The sequence below is a fragment of the Desulforhopalus glucosivorans genome, from assembly GCF_054397165.1.
In genome coordinates, this window is the sequence record NZ_AP044854.1 from 1,310,557 (window position 1) to 1,327,211 (window position 16,655).

Consider the following 16,655-nt stretch of genomic DNA (forward strand, 5'->3'; position numbering starts at 1 on the left):
GTCCTACCTCCTTATGCCGCTAGATCTTCTGGCATATCAAACATCTTTCCAGGATTGAGTAGGTTAAGCGGATCAAAGGTTCTCTTGATGTTCTGCAACAGTGCAATACCTTCTCCACCTATCTGGTCTTTGAGAAAAGGCTTCTTTTCAAGTCCAATTCCATGTTCGCCGGAAATAGTTCCTTCGATATCAATTGCCAGTTGGAAAAGTTCAGCAACCGCTTTTTCAGTACGCTCTAACTCTTCCTTATCTTTCATATCGAGAAGAAAGGTCGGGTGGAGGTTACCATCACCTGCGTGGCCGAATATACCTACCTGTACATCATATTTTGTTGCAATATCGGTGATACCCTTAACCATTTCTGGGAGTTTGGAACGCATAACAGTTGCATCTTCCAAAATAATATTGGGCTTTACACTTGCAAGCGCGTTGAGGGCAGCACGTCGGCCGGCAAAGAAAGTATCACGCTCTTCAGAAGATTTTGCAATTTGGAATTCACGAAGATCGCATTTCTTCACTTCAGTTTCAACCTTGGCAATTTCAGATTTTGCAGCATTGATATCGCCATCAGTTTCAATAAGAAGTACGGCAGCTGCATCCCTTGGAAGACCACAATCCTTGAAGTTTTGAATTGCGTTGATTGTAGCGTTATCCATGAACTCCATGGTGGAAGGTGTAACACCAGCTGCAATGATTCCGGATACTGCTTTTGCTGCGCCATCAAGGCTGTTGAAGATAGCAAGTGCTGATTCACGATGCTCAGGGATAGGAAGAAGGGCAAGGGATACTTCGGTCATGATCCCGAGGAGTCCTTCTGCGCCAACGAAGATTCCTTCCATATTAAAACCGGCAACGTGCTTAATACATTTGTTGCCAACAGTGACAATATCACCCTGGGGAAGGACGATCTTCATCATCTTAACGTAGTCTTTAGTAACGCCATACTTGAGACCACGAAGTCCACCTGCGTTTTCAGCAACATTTCCGCCAATGGTTGAATAGGCGACACTACCTGGGTCTGGTGGGTAAAAAAGATTAGCTTCTGCAACAATGGGGTCGATATCAGCTGTGGTCATCCCAGCTTCTACGGTAATGAGACGGTTTGCAGGATCAAAATCGAGCATTCTGTTCATTTTGTCCATGGCAAGAACGATTCCTTTCTTTAAAGGAATAGCACCACCAGATAGACCACTTCCTTGTCCACGCGGGGTGACAGGAATCTTTTCTCTATAAGCAAACTTCATAAGTTGGCTAATCTGCTCGGTGGTAGTAGCAAAGACAACAGCCTCAGGCTGAATCTCTACATGTGAGGCGTCATAACTGTAGGCGATCAAATCTTCGACATCATTTAGAACTTCGGTGTCTCCGAAAATGGCTTTTAATTCCTCGATTTGGCTGTTGTTCATTGTCTACTCCGTCTGTGAGAAACAGGGGCATTTAGCTCCCTAAGGATTCATCTTTAAAGTGGTGCATTCGGTGAGAAACTCAGCTGTGCCAACAACTGAATTTACCCTCTAAAGATATATGAATAGTAGTCTTTATTAAAGGTAGGACCAATATACGGGAAGAGTGGTATTCTTGTCAAGAAAAATTCAGAAAAGCGATAAAATGCGCTAAAACAGTGTTATACACTTGGTTTTTTAAAAAAACCAGTGGATTATCCTTTGATTTGAACAATGGTACTACCAATAGTCCAAGTGGTATGCCTCTGTCTATTAACTAGCTATAGTTTGGTTATTGTTGGAAAAAAATATTCATAGAGTGATAGTAATTATCAAAATTCTTGAGGCCCTGTGGTATGTTTCAGATGAAGTGTATTGTAGAAATAATTAACACATGTAATGTAACTGCATAATATTATTGTTTTTAAAAAATAATATTTTTTTCCGCTGAGAATGGGGTGGCGTGTTAATAACAAGACCTATGTTCGAGAATTGTGCTGATTACACAGGGTGATAGTACATTGCCAGGTGACTCGTGTACAAAGCAACTCTGAGGTTACGTAAAGAGTGTGTTGTTTATAGCCATAATGTATCATGGTATATGGTGGAAGGGTCCGTAAATACAATGTTTAGCTTTTGGAATGTTATACTGTTTTAGCGTTTTCTTAACAACTTACGGCGTGTGCAATGATACATATCAGAAAAAATGATTAAATACATGATATTTCTTTATAAGGTCCGTTGCAGAATTCATCGACTTTTAAGGGAAAATTAGCATTTACAAGTTGTAAGTGTGAAAAAATATGATATATTTGGCCAGTGTATGAAGGCTTGTTCAAGGGTAGTGTAGGGGTATCTTTTGTAATGACGTACGTGTAAGCAACTTGCATTTAACGTTAACTGGAAGGTTTTCGTGGTGTGGTAGCTGAACCTGAGTATTAAAAATGATGCTTAAATCCATTTGTCTCCCTGGCAGTCGGGTATATTTGTATGGAAGAATGTAGTATCACCTTTCTACCGCATCAACAAAAAATCACCGTCCCTTATGGGGAACGACTGATACGTGCTGCGTTGCGGGCTGGAGTTCATATAAATGCCTCTTGCGGTGGTGAAGGTGTTTGCGGCAAATGCCGTATTCTTGTAGAAGAAGGACAGGTGAGTGGTGGTATAACTGAACGGATTTCTGACGAGGATGTCCAGAAGGGGTATCGGCTTGCCTGTCTAGTTAAAGTCACTGAAGATGTTGTCGTTCGTATTCCTGTAGAATCATCAATAGATAAAAGTGTCATGAACCTTCAGGCTACTCCTCGGAGAACAGCCAGAATCCAACAGTTGGATTTCGAAGGACTCAAAGAAAAAGGGCACTTTACTCCTCCTGTCGAGAAAGTTTGTCTCAATCTCACACCTCCAACTCCACAAAATAATCTTCCTGATGTCACCCGTCTGGTTGAGCACCTGAAAACCGATGCTGGTGAACGTGGTTTTGAGGTTACCCTCCCTGTTATTCGAAAAATATCAGGCGTTATCAGAGAAGATGACTACAAGGTTACTGTCACAATTATGCGACCTGTGCGTGAGAGCGGCAAAAACACCATACTGAACGTCCAGTCTGGAGATTGTGCTGGTGCTAATTATGCCGTTGCCATGGATATTGGAACAACAACAATATATGGACAGTTGGTTGATCTTGCCACTGGCAAGTGTCTGGGAGAGGCCGGAGACTTTAACGCTCAGATAAGCTATGGTGAAGATGTTATCAGCCGAATTGTCTATTCCGAAAAGGGCGATGGGCTGGCTCAATTGCAGGAAGTTGTACTGTCGACTATCAATAGTGTCCTTGGGAAGATTTTTAAAAAATCAGGTATTGATCGGGAAAATGTTTCTACTATAACGCTTTCCGGTAACACCACGATGACTCAGCTTTTTCTGGCGATCGATCCAAGAAATATTCGTAGGGCTCCCTATGTGCCCACGGCTTCAATGTACCCACCATTATCGGCACGAGAGATTGGTCTGGAAATTAACGATCACGCCATAGCACTTATCTATCCTCAGGTTTCAAGTTTTGTTGGTGGCGATATCGTTGCAGGAATAATGGGTTCGGGAATGTACAAGGATGAAGAGCTGACCTTGTTTCTCGATATTGGAACCAACGCTGAGCTTGTTGTGGGTAATAAAGATTGGCTTGCTTGCACAGCCTGCTCGGCAGGTCCCGCCTTTGAGGGCGGTGGTATTGAGTTTGGCATGAGAGCTGCCAAAGGTGCCATTGAAGATTTCTCCATAGACCCTGTCACTTTTAGACCAATGATTTTTACCATAGGTGATGTAAGGCCTAAGGGGATTTGCGGGTCTGGCCTTATCACCATGGCTGCGGTTCTCTTTGAAACCGGGGTTATTAATAATCGTGGTAAGTTTAATCGGGATCTTAATACCAGACGAATCAGAAAAAGAAACGATATCTGGGAGTATGTTGTTGCCTGGCAGGAAGAAACTCAGCTTGATCGGGATATATCTCTAACAGAACCAGATATCGATAATCTTATTCGGGCCAAGGGCGCTATCTATAGTGGCTGTACAACACTGCTTGAGGAAGTTGGTCTTTCAATGGACGTTGTTGAACGAATCATTCTAGCAGGTGGCTTTGGAAGCTACATTGATCTTGAAAAGGCTATGGTCATCGGCCTGCTCCCGGAAGTTGATGCAGATAAGGTTGTTTTTATAGGCAATGGTTCGTTGATGGGTGCGCGTATGAGTTCTTTGACAAACAGTATTCGTCAGGACGTGTTTTCTGTAACCCAGATGATGACCAATTTTGAACTATCAGAAACACCGTCATATATGGACAACTATATAGCAGCGATGTTTCTACCACACACAGAAATTGAAAAATTCCCTCGTCTCAAAGCGCGGATGGAACAGAGAGGGAAGCTCAAGGCAGAATAAAGAGCCAGGTTTTAGGTGTGGCTTTGAACGCTGCACAATATATATAAAGTGTTTTACAAGCATTTGTACCTCTATACTTAGTACTTGTGTTGATAAGGGGGAGGTTGCCATCGGTTGGTTGACGACAATCTTCAGGAGAATAATTATTCACCAGTAAGGAGGCAAACGTGGGATTTGAACTGAAGAAGGAATCCTATAGCGGCGGCATTAAAGCAATTTCAATTGGTAGTGGTGACACAGCTATTACCGTTGGAGGCGAATCATGTTATCCATTTCACACTTTTGAAGGAGAAATGCCCAATAAACCCATTGTAGCAATGGAGATTTGGGATATCGAACCTGAAGACTGGCCTGAACCTGTTACAGCACCATTTAAAGAAGTGCTCACCGACCCCGCAGCATGGGCTAAAAAATGCGTTGACGAATATGGTGCAGACGCCGTAGTTGTTCAACTGAAAAGTATCGATCCAAATGATAAAGATGCCAGTCCGGAATCTGCCGCTGATACGGTGAAGAGTGTTCTGGAAGCGGTATCTGTTCCTGTCATTGTCTGGGGTTGTGCAAACCCCGAAAAGGATGAGGAAGTTCTGAAAGCAGTTGCCGAAAAATGCCAGGATTACAATCTGGTTCTCGGACCTGTTGAAGAGAAAAACTACAAAGGTATTGGCGCTGCTGCCATGGGTTATGGTCATGCGGTCATTGCCTCTTCTCCAATTGATGTAAATCTTGCAAAACAGGTTAACATTCTCCTTGAGAATCTGGGTATGCCGATGGATCGACTCCTTGTGGATCCGACAACCGGTGGACTCGGTTATGGCCTTGAGTATACATACTCTGTTATGGAGCGTCTCAATATGGCGGCCATGGTACAGGGTGATGACAAGCTCCAGTTTCCAATGATAAATAATCTTGGAAACGAGGTCTGGAAGTGTAAGGAAGCCAAATTGACCGTGGAAGAAGAGCCTATTCTTGGCGATCCTGAAACCCGCGGTATCATGATGGAAGCAATTGGTGCTGTTTCTTACCTACTGAGTGGCTCTAATATTCTCATCATGCGTCATCCTGAAGCAATTAGAATGACCAAAGAATTCATCGATGTTCTTTCTGACGGTGGATCACTGGTAGACGCTAAGCCTATAAACAAGATTCTAGCTCAAGCTGATATTGACTTTGCAGCCATGGCACCTGCTGCAGATCTTACCATCGAAGAAGATAAAAAAGCTGCTCCTGCTAAAAAGGCGGCTCCTGCTGCCGCTGCTCCAGAAAAGAAAGCAGCACCAGCCGCAGCTAAACCTGCCGCCGCTGCTCCAAAGGCCGAAGTTGTAGAAGAAAAGGCTGCACCAGCAGTTGATCCTGCAGAACAAGCTAAGATTGATGCTGAAGCTAAGGCCAAAGCAGAAGCGGATGCCAAAGCTAAAGCTGAAGCGGATGCTAAAGCTAAAGCAGAAGCTGATGCCAAAGCTAAAGCAGATGCAGAAGCAAAAGCCAAGGCTGATGAAAAGGCTAAAGCACAGGCTGAAGCTGATAAGATCAAAGCCGATGCTGAAGCGCTTGAAGCTGAGGAAGCAGCAATCAGACGTCTTCGCGCTCAAGCTAAAAAAGCCCATGATGAAGCAGCTGCAGCAGCACCACAAAAAGAAGTTGCCATGACAGCCGCTGCTGTGCAGAAAACTGATCAGGAAAAAATACTTGATATGCTCGACAGGTTCCACAAGCGGAACTAACTGATAAAACGCTATGTAACACTGTGTAATGTAAGGCTCATGGGATGGAGAATCCCATAAACTCTAGGTGGAGGAACCTTGATATGACAGAAGTAAAAGCTAAACCAGTAAAACAAGCTAATGCAATGGAAGCATCTATTGAAGCGTCGACTCAGGAAATGATCGCTCGCGCCCAGCAGCTTGGTGTTGAAACTGTTTTTGATCGTGCTGTAACTATGAAACCTTGTGCCATCGGTATGCAGGGTATTTGTTGTAAGAACTGCTCAATGGGCCCCTGTCGTCTCCCACTTCCAAAGGATGGTATCCAGGGCGAAGATACCCGTAAAGGACTATGTGGTGCCACTGCTAACACTATTTGCGCCAGAAACTTTACCCGTATGATTGCAGGTGGAGCCGCAGCTCACTCCGATCATGGTCGCAATGTTGCTATCACCTTCCTGGCAGCAGCTAAAGGTGAAGTTGATGATTATAAAATCAAAGATCCACAGAAACTGCTCCAGATTGCACCATATTATGGTGTAGCGACAACTGTAGAAGAAGATGGTGTTGTTAAAGATCGTGATATTAAAGAGATCGCTATCGCTGTAGGTGAGGTTGCTGTTCGTGAGTGGGGCAAGCCAACTGGGAATTTGGCAATGATTAAGCGTGCTCCTCAGCCACTACAGGACAAGTGGGAAGAGCAGGGCGTTATTCCACGTAACGTTGATAGAGAGATTGTAGAAATCATGCATCGCACCCATATGGGTGTTGATCAGGATTTTAAAAACCTGATGAAGCAGGGAACCCGTGCCTCACTTGCTGATGGTTGGGGTGGTTCTATGATTGGTACCGATCTTCAAGACGTAATGTTCGGAACTCCAAGTCCTCTGCAGGCAGAAGCTAACCTAGGCGTTATGAAAGATGATCAGGTGAACATCATTGTTCATGGTCATGAACCTCTTCTTTCTGAAATGATCGTTGCAGCCTGTCAATCACAGGAACTCGTCGACTACGCCAAGTCAAAAGGCGCTAAGGGTATTCAGCTGAGTGGTATCTGTTGTACCGCCAATGAAGTTCTTCAGCGTCATGGTATACCACCAGCGGGAACATTCCTTCAGCAGGAACTCGCTATCATCACCGGCGCCTGTGATGCGATGGTCGTAGATGTTCAGTGTATCTTCCAGAACCTCGCAAACGTAGCTAAATGTTTCCATACAAAGCTTATCACCACCCACCCCATTGCTAAGATGGAGCAGGACAATGTCATGCACATCGAATTTGATGAGCATCATGCAATGGAAGATGCGATTCGAATCGTGAAAATAGCCATCGATAACTACGAAAATCGTGGTGCCGAGGTTATGATTCCACGTCATAAGTCAACCCAGATAGCAGGTTTTGGTGTTGAATCCATCCAGTACCATCTGGGCGGAAGTTTCCGTGGCGATTATTTCACCCTAAATGACAATATCATCAACGGACGTATTCGCGGTATTGCTGGCGTGGTTGGTTGTAACAACGCCCGTACCAAGCATAACGAAGAGCACATCGTGATCATGAAAGAATTGATCAAAAATGATGTTATCGTTCTCACCACAGGTTGTAGTGCAATTGCCGCTGGTATCCATGGACTCTGTACTCCTGAATCAGCTGCCGTCCATTGTGGACCAGGTCTTGCCGAAGTATGTGAGACTGTAGGTATTCCACCGGTTCTTCACTTAGGTTCTTGTGTTGATAACAGTCGTATCTTACTTGCTGCAACTGAAGTTGTTAAAGCAGGTGGTCTTGGTGATGATATCTGTGATCTCCCTGCTGCAGGTAGTGCTCCTGAGTGGATGAGTGAAAAAGCGATTTCCATCGGACAATACTTTGTAGCATCCGGTGTGTACACTGTATTTGGGTACTCCATGCCTGTTGAAGGTGCTCCGGTATTTAAGGATTACCTCTATAATGAAATGGAGAATATGTACGGCGGTAAGTGGGATTGTGAGCCGGATCCTGTTAAGCATGCCCAAAAGATGATAGCACACATTGACAAGAAGCGTAAGGAACTCGGCATCGATAAGGCCCGTGACAGAGTACTTATGGATATGGCTGATAGACAGGCCCTTGGAATGGAATAGATATAACTAACCCCGGAAAAGGGGAAAAGTGCCTTGGTGACAGGGGTTGTAACTCAGTATTTCCAAAAACACTTCTAAGTTGACACTTTTAATGGAAATAGCTGGTCAGTAAGGCTCTAAAATTATCTTTCGTTACTACGAATCTCTACAAAGGAGTTTAGCATGTCAAGATTAGTAGCATTTGCAGCTATACAGGGCGGTTATAAGGTCGTATCACAGGTAGAAGGAGACCTTGAGAAGGCCCTACAAACCTACGATGCCAGTACTAAGATTGGATTTCCTAATACCGCATATTACTTACCGGTTATTTATTCTCTCACAGGTATGAAATGTGAGACCCTGGAAGATCTGAAAAAGCCCATGGAATTTGCCCGCGGCCTTCTTCCACCGCATATAAAAGGTTCCAATCACCTGCCGTATCTCGGGCCTCTCCTTGATGCCGGAATGGCAGGAATCTTTGCCTATGAAGTAAAAGAGGCTCTGCGTATTTTAAGGGAGCCTGATTTCTACCTTGACGCAGAAGATCCAGATATCGATGCTGGAAAAATCTGGGTTGGTCCTGCCAGCGATATTATTCTAAGAAAACGTGGTGTTGAATTCGTCGATGGCTCAGCTCCTGGTTTTGCGGCAATTGTTGGTGCCGCTCCTAATGCCGAGACAGCTCAGATGATTGTTGAGGATTACCAGAAGAAAAACCTCTATATTTTCTGTGCCGCGAATCACTACGGTAAAACAGTCATCGAACAATGTTTAGAAGCTGGAATGCAGGTTGGCTGGAATACACGTATCGTGCCTTTTGGACCAGATATTTCTTCAGCTGTATTCGCCCTTGGTTTTGCTAACCGCGCCGCAATGGCATTTGGTGGCGTTCAGCCTGGTGATTACCGCAAAATGCTCATGTACAACAAAAACCGTATCTTTGCATTTGTTAATGCTCTCGGTGACGTTGGTACAGAGTGGGCAGTCGCAGCTGCCGGTTGTGTTAACTGGGGCTTCCCAACACTTGCAGACACTGATATCCCTGAGATTCTTCCAACAGGTATCTGTACCTATGAGCACGTTGTGGCAAATGTAGCCCACGACGAGATCTGTCAGAAGTCGGTTGAAGTACGCGGTCTGAAGATCAACATTACCGAAATTGACATACCTCTTGCTTTTGGTCCTGCCTTTGAGGGTGAGCGTGTTCGTGGTGGCGATCTGTTTGGTCAAATGGGTGGCGGTAAGACCCAGTGTACTGAGCTCGTAAAGATGGCTGAAATGGGCGACATCGAAGATGGTAAGGTAACTGTAGTTGGACCTGATATTGGTGATATGAAAGAACGGGATGTTCTTCCACTTGGTATTATGGTTAAGATTGCAGGTCGTGAGTTCCAGGCTGATTTTGAGCCAATCATGGAACGTCAGATCCATCACCTTGTTAACTATATTCAAGGCATCATGCATATTGGTCAGCGTGATATCTCCTGGGTACGTATCAGTAAGGCTGCGGTAGAAAAAGGCTTTACCTTAAAAGATATCGGTGTTGTTCTTCATGCGAAATTCCATCAGGATTTCCAAAAGATAGTGGATAAGGTTGAAGTTATACTTTACACCGAAAAAGATGCTGTAGATAAACTGACCGCACAGGCAAGGGAAGAGTATAAAACCCGTGATGCACGTGTGGATAACATGACTGATGAAGATGTTGAGACCTTCTACTCATGTAGTTTGTGTCAGTCTTTTGCTCCAAGTCATGTATGTTCAGTCTCTCCTGAACGAACAGGTCTTTGTGGCGCTTATAACTGGATGGATTGTAAAGCTTCCTATGAAATCAATCCAACCGGTCCTAATCAGCCAATTCAGAAAGGAAAGGTTCTTGATCCGGTACTTGGACGTTTTGAAGGTGTCGATGAATTTATTAAGAGTGCCTCTAAGGGTGCTATCGATACATATAACTTTTACTCCATGGTTAATGCACCAATGACCACCTGTGGTTGCTGTGAGTGTATTGCGGCTATGCTACCAAGCTGTAACGGTATCATGACTGTTGGCCGTGACTATGTCGGTGAGACCCCATCCGGAATGAAGTTTACCACTCTTGCCGGTGTTATGGGTGGTGGTGCTTCGTCTCCTGGCTTTGTTGGCCACTCCAAATTTAACATCACCCAAAAGAAGTTTATCTTAGGTGATGGTGGATTGCTCCGAATGGTCTGGATGCCAAAGGTTGTTAAAGACGAGATTCGTGACAGATTAAACGCCCGTGGCGCCGAAATGGGTGTTGAGAACTTCGCAGATTTGATTGCTGACGAAACCGTCGGTGTAACTGAAGAAGAGATCCTGCCATGGCTCGAGGAAAAAGGCCATCCTGCACTTAAGATGGACCCTCTTATTGGCTAATTGTTGAAGCAGGGCGCATGGTCTGACATCCTCAGACCATGTACTTCCCGCGAAGAATATTGATAAGGAGACAACAAAAATGGCGTTAACAGGAATTCAAATTTTCAAACTCCTGCCAAAAACGAACTGTAAGGAGTGTGGTGTACCAACATGCCTTGCATTTGCTATGAACCTTGCTTCAGGAAAAGCCGAACTCGATGCTTGCCCTTATGTTTCTGATGAAGCAAGAGCACAACTGGCTGAAGCTTCTGCTCCACCTATTCGTCCTGTAGCTCTTGGTAAAGGTGTCCGCGCTGCTAAGGTTGGTGGGGAGACCGTTCTTTTCAGACACGAGAAGACCTTTTTTAATCCTACAATGTTTGCTGGTATCATAACTTCTGATACTTCTGAAGCTGATGTAACAGCAACGGTTACTGCCTGGAACGCTCTGCAGTATGAGCGTGTTGGTTTAAACCTCAGGCCTGAGATGGTAGCATTGAAAGATGTTAATGGTGATGGTGTTGCTTTTGCAACGCTCGCAAAACTCATCGCTGAGACATCTGAGTTCAATCTTGTTTTGATGACTGAGGATGCCGCGGTAATGGAAGGCGCTGTGAAAACCGCAGGTTTCAAACGTCCTCTTATGTATACTGCAACTGATGCTAATGCTGATGCTTTTGGAAAGATCGCCCTTGATAATGATCTGCCGCTGGCAATTAAAGCAGACTCCATTGATGGACTCATTGCGCTCAGTGACAAGATGACCGGAATGGGAATCAAGGATTTGGTTCTTGATTCAGGTAGCCGTGAGATTAAGCAGGCTCTTGAAGATCAGGTAGCGATCCGTCGCGCAGCACTTAAAGATGGAAACAGATCTCTTGGTTTTCCAACCATCACTTTCCCAAGTGAAATGGCCACCAACATTGCAACTGAAGGCCTCATCGCCAGTATGTTTGTTGCAAAATACGGTGGCATCGTTGTAATGTCAGAGCTGACCACTGAAGTTATCTTCCCACTGCTGCTTGAGCGTTTGAATATCTTCACCGATCCACAGCGTCCAATGACAGTGACCGAAGGTATCTTTGAGATTGGTAACCCTGATGAGAACTCTCCAGTCCTTGTTACTACAAACTTTGCATTAACGTATTTCATCGTCTCTGGTGAGATTGAAGCAAGCAAGGTTCCTGCATGGCTGCTTATTAAAGATGCAGAGGGACTTTCTGTTCTCACCGCATGGGCAGCAGGTAAATTTGGTGGTGATGATGTCGGAATGTTTGTTAAAAAATCCGGTATCATGGATAAGGTCAAGCATACTGAAATTATCATTCCTGGTTATGCGGCAGCAATTGCAGGTGATGTGGAAGAAGAGCTTTCAGGATGGACTATTACCGTTGGGCCTCGTGAGGCTGCTCACCTGGCAGGCTTTCTTAAAAGTAAATAATCAGGGTAATATGTAGAGGTGTTGAGTTATACACCTCTACTGTTCTCTTATTACACAAGTTTACAAGAAGTATAGAAGAGTTCGTTACTATTATTTTTTGACAAAGGAGAAAAATATGATTCTTTTTGGTGAAAGCCTCAATGTTATTTCCAATGTAATTGGGAAGGCATATAGAGAACGCGACCCAAAACCGATTCAGGAAGAATGTCTTGAGCAGCAGAAGCTGGGAATGGACTACATAGATATTAATCTTGGTCCAGCAAAAAAAGATGGTCACGAACTGATGCCATGGGTTGTTCAAGTTGTTCAGGAAGTCGTACCTGACATCCCGTTGCTTCTTGATACATCAAATATTGCTGCTATCGAAGAAGGATTAAAGGTCTGTAAGCCTTCCAGCAAGCCTCATATTGTAAACTCCATTATGGCACGTCCAGAGCGTTATACTGAGATGTTACCAATGGCTGCTAAATATGAAGCCGATATCGTAGCTCTCATGTGGGGGCCTGATGGTCTCCCTAGAGACGAAAACGAGCGCGCAGCTCTCGCGGTTGAATTGTTATATGCAGCAAATGAAGCAGGCATTCCTAATGAGAAAATCTGGGTTGATGGGATTGTTACTCCAGTGAATATTCAGCAGGCTCAATGTATGGCTCTTATGGATTTTCAGGCCATGATTGAAGATATAGCTCCAGGTGCCATGTCCACTTGTGGTCTGTCCAATATCTCCAATGGTCCTCCTGTTCATCTTCGTCCAATTCTCAACACGACCTACATGATTATGCTTGAAAGAGTAGGCATGAAGTCAGTTATCTCCGATCCTCTTGACACTAACTTGACCGATGTTGCTAAAGGAAAGCGTCCGGATATCGTTGATGTTGTACATCAGACCATGGATGGAAATGCACCTGATATCTCAACTCTTACCAAAGAGTTGGGTGATTATGTTAAAACCGTTAAGGTTATCACCGGTGAGAATCTTTTTTCTGATTCATATCTGGAAATCTAACACCAGTTTGTGTTACGCTCAAAAGCCTCATCCTGCTTCAGGGTGGGGCTTTTTTTGTCATTTTATTTAAACCGTTTTAAACGAGTAACTCTATCTGAAAAAGGCAGGCTTAAGCTATGGAAGAAAATAACAATTCAGATGAATGGGTCTATGTGTTTGTATGCAACCCCGGGCCTAAAGAAACATATTTCGGATTGTATAATGATACAAAGGATCTTAACTTTATTCCTGTGTTTCGCACCCGAGAGGAAGCAAATGACTGTTTTCTTGAACTCCCTCGTGAAAAAGGTGTAAAACATGAATGTCAGGCAGTTCATATAGAGGAAATTTCAGAAGCTGCTGAAAAAAATGGATTTGTGATTGCGGTAGTTGATGCTGATGGAAAAATAGTTAAAGAGTAGGCGCGTTAATTTCTACATTCTATACATGCAATCTAACCCTGGGAAAGGGGTATTAATTCAGGATAAGCATGGTGGTGTTTATTCTTAACTCTTGAGTTTAAAAAAGATTTCGTATTTCTTGTTTCTGTTACAGATATTTCTGAAATAAGGTGCAAAGGGGATAGAACGACGTGAGTTTGAAAATTGCTATAGGTGGAAAAGGGGGCGTTGGTAAAACAACAGTTACTTCATTGCTTGCAAGATGTCTTGCGGTCAACGAGAATAATAAAGTCATAGCAATCGATGCAGACCCGGTGGCTAATCTTGCTGCAGGTCTTGGTATCTCCGAAGATGAACCTATTACACCTATCTCAGGATTGACAGAGTTAATCGAAGAGAGGACAGGTGCAAAAGCTGGAACCATGGGTGGGTTTTTTAGCCTCAATCCGAAGGTCGATGATATTCCGGACAGGTTCTCCCTTGTACGTGATAATGTTAAGCTACTTGTTATGGGGACCGTGCAGAGTGGTGGCTCCGGCTGTATATGTCCAGAAAGTACTGTCCTTAAAGCCTTGATGAACCATCTTGTTTTGTTTCGAGATGACATAGTTGTAATGGATATGGAGGCGGGTGTGGAACATTTAGGCAGGGCGACTTCGGCATCTGTTGATGCCCTCGTTATTGTCGTTAATCCTGGGGCCAGGAGTCGGGCGGCGGCAGAAAAAATTAGAAAGCTTGGAACTGACATAGGTATTCAAAAAGTTCTGGTGCTCGGTAACCGTGTAAAGGGACCTGAAGATGAGGAGCTGATAAGGACTTCATTACCAGATTTTGAAATTTTAGGCTTTCTTCCTGAAAATGACGAGGTAGTTGCTTCTGATCGAGAAGGAAGAAGACCCTTTGAAAATATTGAAGATGCACCATCTGAGTTGTATGACATAGTTGCCAGCCTTGAAAGCCTCAAAAAATAAAATTTCCCTTACATAACAGTCTGTTTGAGCATCTAGTTCAGACAGATTGTTATCCTTTTGTCCCGTTTCTCTCTCCTCTCTATCCTCCTAAATTAGTGTAATAATATTGTGCTATTGTTCTTGACAATATCACGCTGTGGTGGCATTGTATTTAAGTGAGAATGAATCCCAAAAAGGAAAGATTCTCTTAATGTGGCCGTTCTGAATAGTATTTTTAGTCCAGAATAAGTCCTGTGAGTTAGTACATTTTGTTTATGACACATCGTGTGCCTGAGAGAACCTATAACCATTGCAACGCTCATTTCGGAGGAACCATGGCAAAACCACTAGAACTTATAAATGTAGAGGATATTACCACGTGTGAAAGTACTGCCCAGATGATCACTAAGGCTCGAAAAGATGGGGTGGAACTGTTTTTCGATCGGGCAAATTCCATGAAAGCTTGTCCTATCGGTGAACAGGCTGCCTGCTGTAAGCACTGTGCAATGGGACCTTGTCGAATGAATGTTAACAGCCCCTATGACAGGGTCGGTGTCTGTGGAGCTACAGTTGACACCATTGTCGCGAGGAATTTTGGTCGGATGGTTGCAGCAGGAACAGCCGCACATACTGATCATGGTATGGCAATGCTAGAACTTTTTCGAGACGTTATTAATGGGACGGCTAAGGATTATTCGATTAAAGATCCTATCAAATTGATTGAGATTGCGGAATCCCTCGATATTGTAACTGAAGGAAGGGAGCTTAATGATGTAGCAATGGATCTCTACCATGCATTGGAGTTAACCTACACCCAGGTTGATGGAGAGATACCAATGGTGAAAAGAGTTCCCCCGAAGACTCTTGAGCATTGGCGTGAGGCAGGAATTGTTCCTCGTGGTGCCATGCGTGAGATTATGGAAATGATGCATAGAACCGCAATGGGAGTTGATCAGGATTATGAAAATATAACAAAACAGATATCAAGGACTGCTCTCGCTGATGGCTGGGGAGGCTCCATGGTTTCCACCGATATCTCTGACATTCTATTTGGAACACCAGCGCCGCTTGAAGTTGAAGTGGATATGGGAGTACTCAAAAAAGATATGGTGAACATTATTATCCATGGTCATGAACCAAATCTCTTAGAGTCTATGGTTGTTTCTGCAGCTGACCCGGTCTTAAAAGACGCTGCAAAAAATGCAGGGGCAGCAGGAATTAACCTTGTTGGCATGTGCTGCTCTGGTCTCGAGGCAATGTCCAGACACGGCTTGCCCCATGCAGGTAACTTTTCAAGCACTGAAGCTGTTCTGGTCACAGGTGCAATCGACGCAATGACAGTTGATATTCAGTGTATCAAACAAGGTCTTAAGAAAGTTGCCGATTTTTATGATACGCCATTCATTACCACTAACTATCGTGCCAAAATAGAAGGATCACTCCACATTCATCTTGAAGAACACGATCCGCGTGCCTGTACAGATGAGATAATAATCAAGGCCATTACCAGATTTAAAAACCGGAAAATGCCAGTTGAAATCCCACAGGTTAAGGCAAAAGGCGTTCATGGATTTTCCTATGAGTATATCAACTATATGTTGGGAGGATCATTTCGTGGAAGTTATAAGCCGTTGAATGATAATATCATTAACGGCAGAATTAGAGGTGTAGCAGGTATTGTTGGTTGCACCAATCCTCGCTCCAAGCAGGACTATTCCCATGTTGAACTCGTAAAAGAACTCATTAAAAATGATGTGCTTGTTTTGCAGACCGGCTGTTCTCAGATGGCTCTTGCAAAAGCTGGTTTGTCAGGTCCGGGCGCTGCTGCTTTAGCGGGTCCCGGTCTTGCGGAAGTCTGTGAAACGGTAGGTATGCCACCAGTATTGGGGCTTGGCTCCTGTGTTGATAACAGTCGTATACTTATCGCGGCTTCTGAAATGGTAAAAGTAGGTGGTTTAGGTGATTGTATTGCTGATTTACCGGCAGTGGGGTGTGCACCTGAGTGGATGAGTGAAAAGGCTATAGCTATTGGTCAATACTTTGTTGCCTCTGGTGTATACGTTGTCTTTGGGCACACATTTCCAATGACCAAAGGAACTCGTTTTGAAAAGCACCTATTTGAAGATTACGAGGAACTTGGTTTTGGCAAGTGGGGTTTTGCAGACGATCCAAAAGAGATGGCGAGGCTGTTAATAGCACATATTGACAAAAAACGTGCTGAGCTTGGAATAGATAAGTCGAGGGAGCGAGTCTTGACTGATATGGCCGATAGACGATCTCTTGATGCATCGGCATAAGGTGTTATTGGAAAT

10 protein-coding genes are annotated in these 16,655 nt (G+C 44.1%); 9 read left to right on the top strand and 1 reads right to left on the bottom strand.

Features of this window, described 5'->3' with window-relative positions:
• Window positions 1-11 precede the first annotated feature (11 nt).
• On the bottom strand, window positions 12-1,406 hold the full coding sequence (locus tag ACX6CI_RS05605; RefSeq protein WP_458777185.1) for an FAD-binding oxidoreductase: 1,395 nt from the start codon (window positions 1,404-1,406) through the stop codon (window positions 12-14).
• Window positions 1,407-2,432: 1,026 nt separating this feature from the next.
• Between ACX6CI_RS05605 and ACX6CI_RS05610 the strand changes: the two genes are divergently transcribed.
• From ACX6CI_RS05610 to cooS (ACX6CI_RS05650), 9 genes are all read left to right on the top strand, one after another.
• A complete protein-coding gene (locus ACX6CI_RS05610; protein WP_458777186.1) occupies window positions 2,433-4,385 on the top strand; it encodes an ASKHA domain-containing protein in 1,953 nt (650 codons plus the stop codon).
• A 167-nt stretch (window positions 4,386-4,552) separates the two neighbouring features.
• Window positions 4,553-6,109: an acetyl-CoA decarbonylase/synthase complex subunit delta gene (locus ACX6CI_RS05615; protein WP_458777187.1), complete on the top strand. Its 1,557-nt coding sequence runs from the start codon at window positions 4,553-4,555 to the stop codon at window positions 6,107-6,109.
• Between the two features lie 83 nt (window positions 6,110-6,192).
• Entirely contained in the window at window positions 6,193-8,211 is a 2,019-nt protein-coding gene (gene cooS, locus ACX6CI_RS05620; RefSeq protein WP_458777188.1) for an anaerobic carbon-monoxide dehydrogenase catalytic subunit, read from the top strand.
• 162 nt (window positions 8,212-8,373) lie between these two features.
• A complete protein-coding gene (gene acsB / locus ACX6CI_RS05625) occupies window positions 8,374-10,587 on the top strand; it encodes an acetyl-CoA decarbonylase/synthase complex subunit alpha/beta (protein WP_458777189.1) in 2,214 nt (737 codons plus the stop codon).
• Window positions 10,588-10,666: 79 nt separating this feature from the next.
• Window positions 10,667-12,007, top strand: a complete 1,341-nt coding sequence (gene acsC / locus ACX6CI_RS05630) for an acetyl-CoA decarbonylase/synthase complex subunit gamma (RefSeq protein WP_458777190.1) — start codon at window positions 10,667-10,669, stop codon at window positions 12,005-12,007.
• A gap of 115 nt (window positions 12,008-12,122) precedes the next feature.
• Window positions 12,123-13,013, top strand: a complete 891-nt coding sequence (locus ACX6CI_RS05635) for a dihydropteroate synthase (RefSeq protein ID WP_458777191.1) — start codon at window positions 12,123-12,125, stop codon at window positions 13,011-13,013.
• Between the two features lie 116 nt (window positions 13,014-13,129).
• Entirely contained in the window at window positions 13,130-13,414 is a 285-nt protein-coding gene (locus ACX6CI_RS05640) for a hypothetical protein (RefSeq protein WP_458777192.1), read from the top strand.
• Between the two features lie 170 nt (window positions 13,415-13,584).
• Window positions 13,585-14,364 carry an ATP-binding protein gene (locus tag ACX6CI_RS05645; RefSeq protein WP_458777193.1) on the top strand — a complete coding sequence of 260 codons (780 nt, stop codon included), beginning with the start codon at window positions 13,585-13,587 and terminating at the stop codon, window positions 14,362-14,364.
• Between the two features lie 314 nt (window positions 14,365-14,678).
• Window positions 14,679-16,640: an anaerobic carbon-monoxide dehydrogenase catalytic subunit gene (cooS, locus tag ACX6CI_RS05650; RefSeq protein WP_458777194.1), complete on the top strand. Its 1,962-nt coding sequence runs from the start codon at window positions 14,679-14,681 to the stop codon at window positions 16,638-16,640.
• Window positions 16,641-16,655: the final 15 nt, after the last annotated feature.

Excerpts from the sequence above, each read along its gene's own strand:
- acsC (WP_458777190.1), top strand. The coding sequence starts at position 10,667 with ATGGCGTTAACAGGAATTCAAATTTTCAAACTCCTGCCAAAAACGAAC.
- ACX6CI_RS05610 (WP_458777186.1), top strand. The coding sequence starts at position 2,433 with ATGGAAGAATGTAGTATCACCTTTCTACCGCATCAACAAAAAATCACC.
- ACX6CI_RS05635 (WP_458777191.1), top strand. The coding sequence starts at position 12,123 with ATGATTCTTTTTGGTGAAAGCCTCAATGTTATTTCCAATGTAATTGGG.
- ACX6CI_RS05605 (WP_458777185.1), bottom strand. The coding sequence starts at position 1,406 with ATGAACAACAGCCAAATCGAGGAATTAAAAGCCATTTTCGGAGACACC.
- cooS (WP_458777194.1), top strand. The coding sequence starts at position 14,679 with ATGGCAAAACCACTAGAACTTATAAATGTAGAGGATATTACCACGTGT.
- ACX6CI_RS05640 (WP_458777192.1), top strand. The coding sequence starts at position 13,130 with ATGGAAGAAAATAACAATTCAGATGAATGGGTCTATGTGTTTGTATGC.
- acsB (WP_458777189.1), top strand. The coding sequence starts at position 8,374 with ATGTCAAGATTAGTAGCATTTGCAGCTATACAGGGCGGTTATAAGGTC.
- cooS (WP_458777188.1), top strand. The coding sequence starts at position 6,193 with ATGACAGAAGTAAAAGCTAAACCAGTAAAACAAGCTAATGCAATGGAA.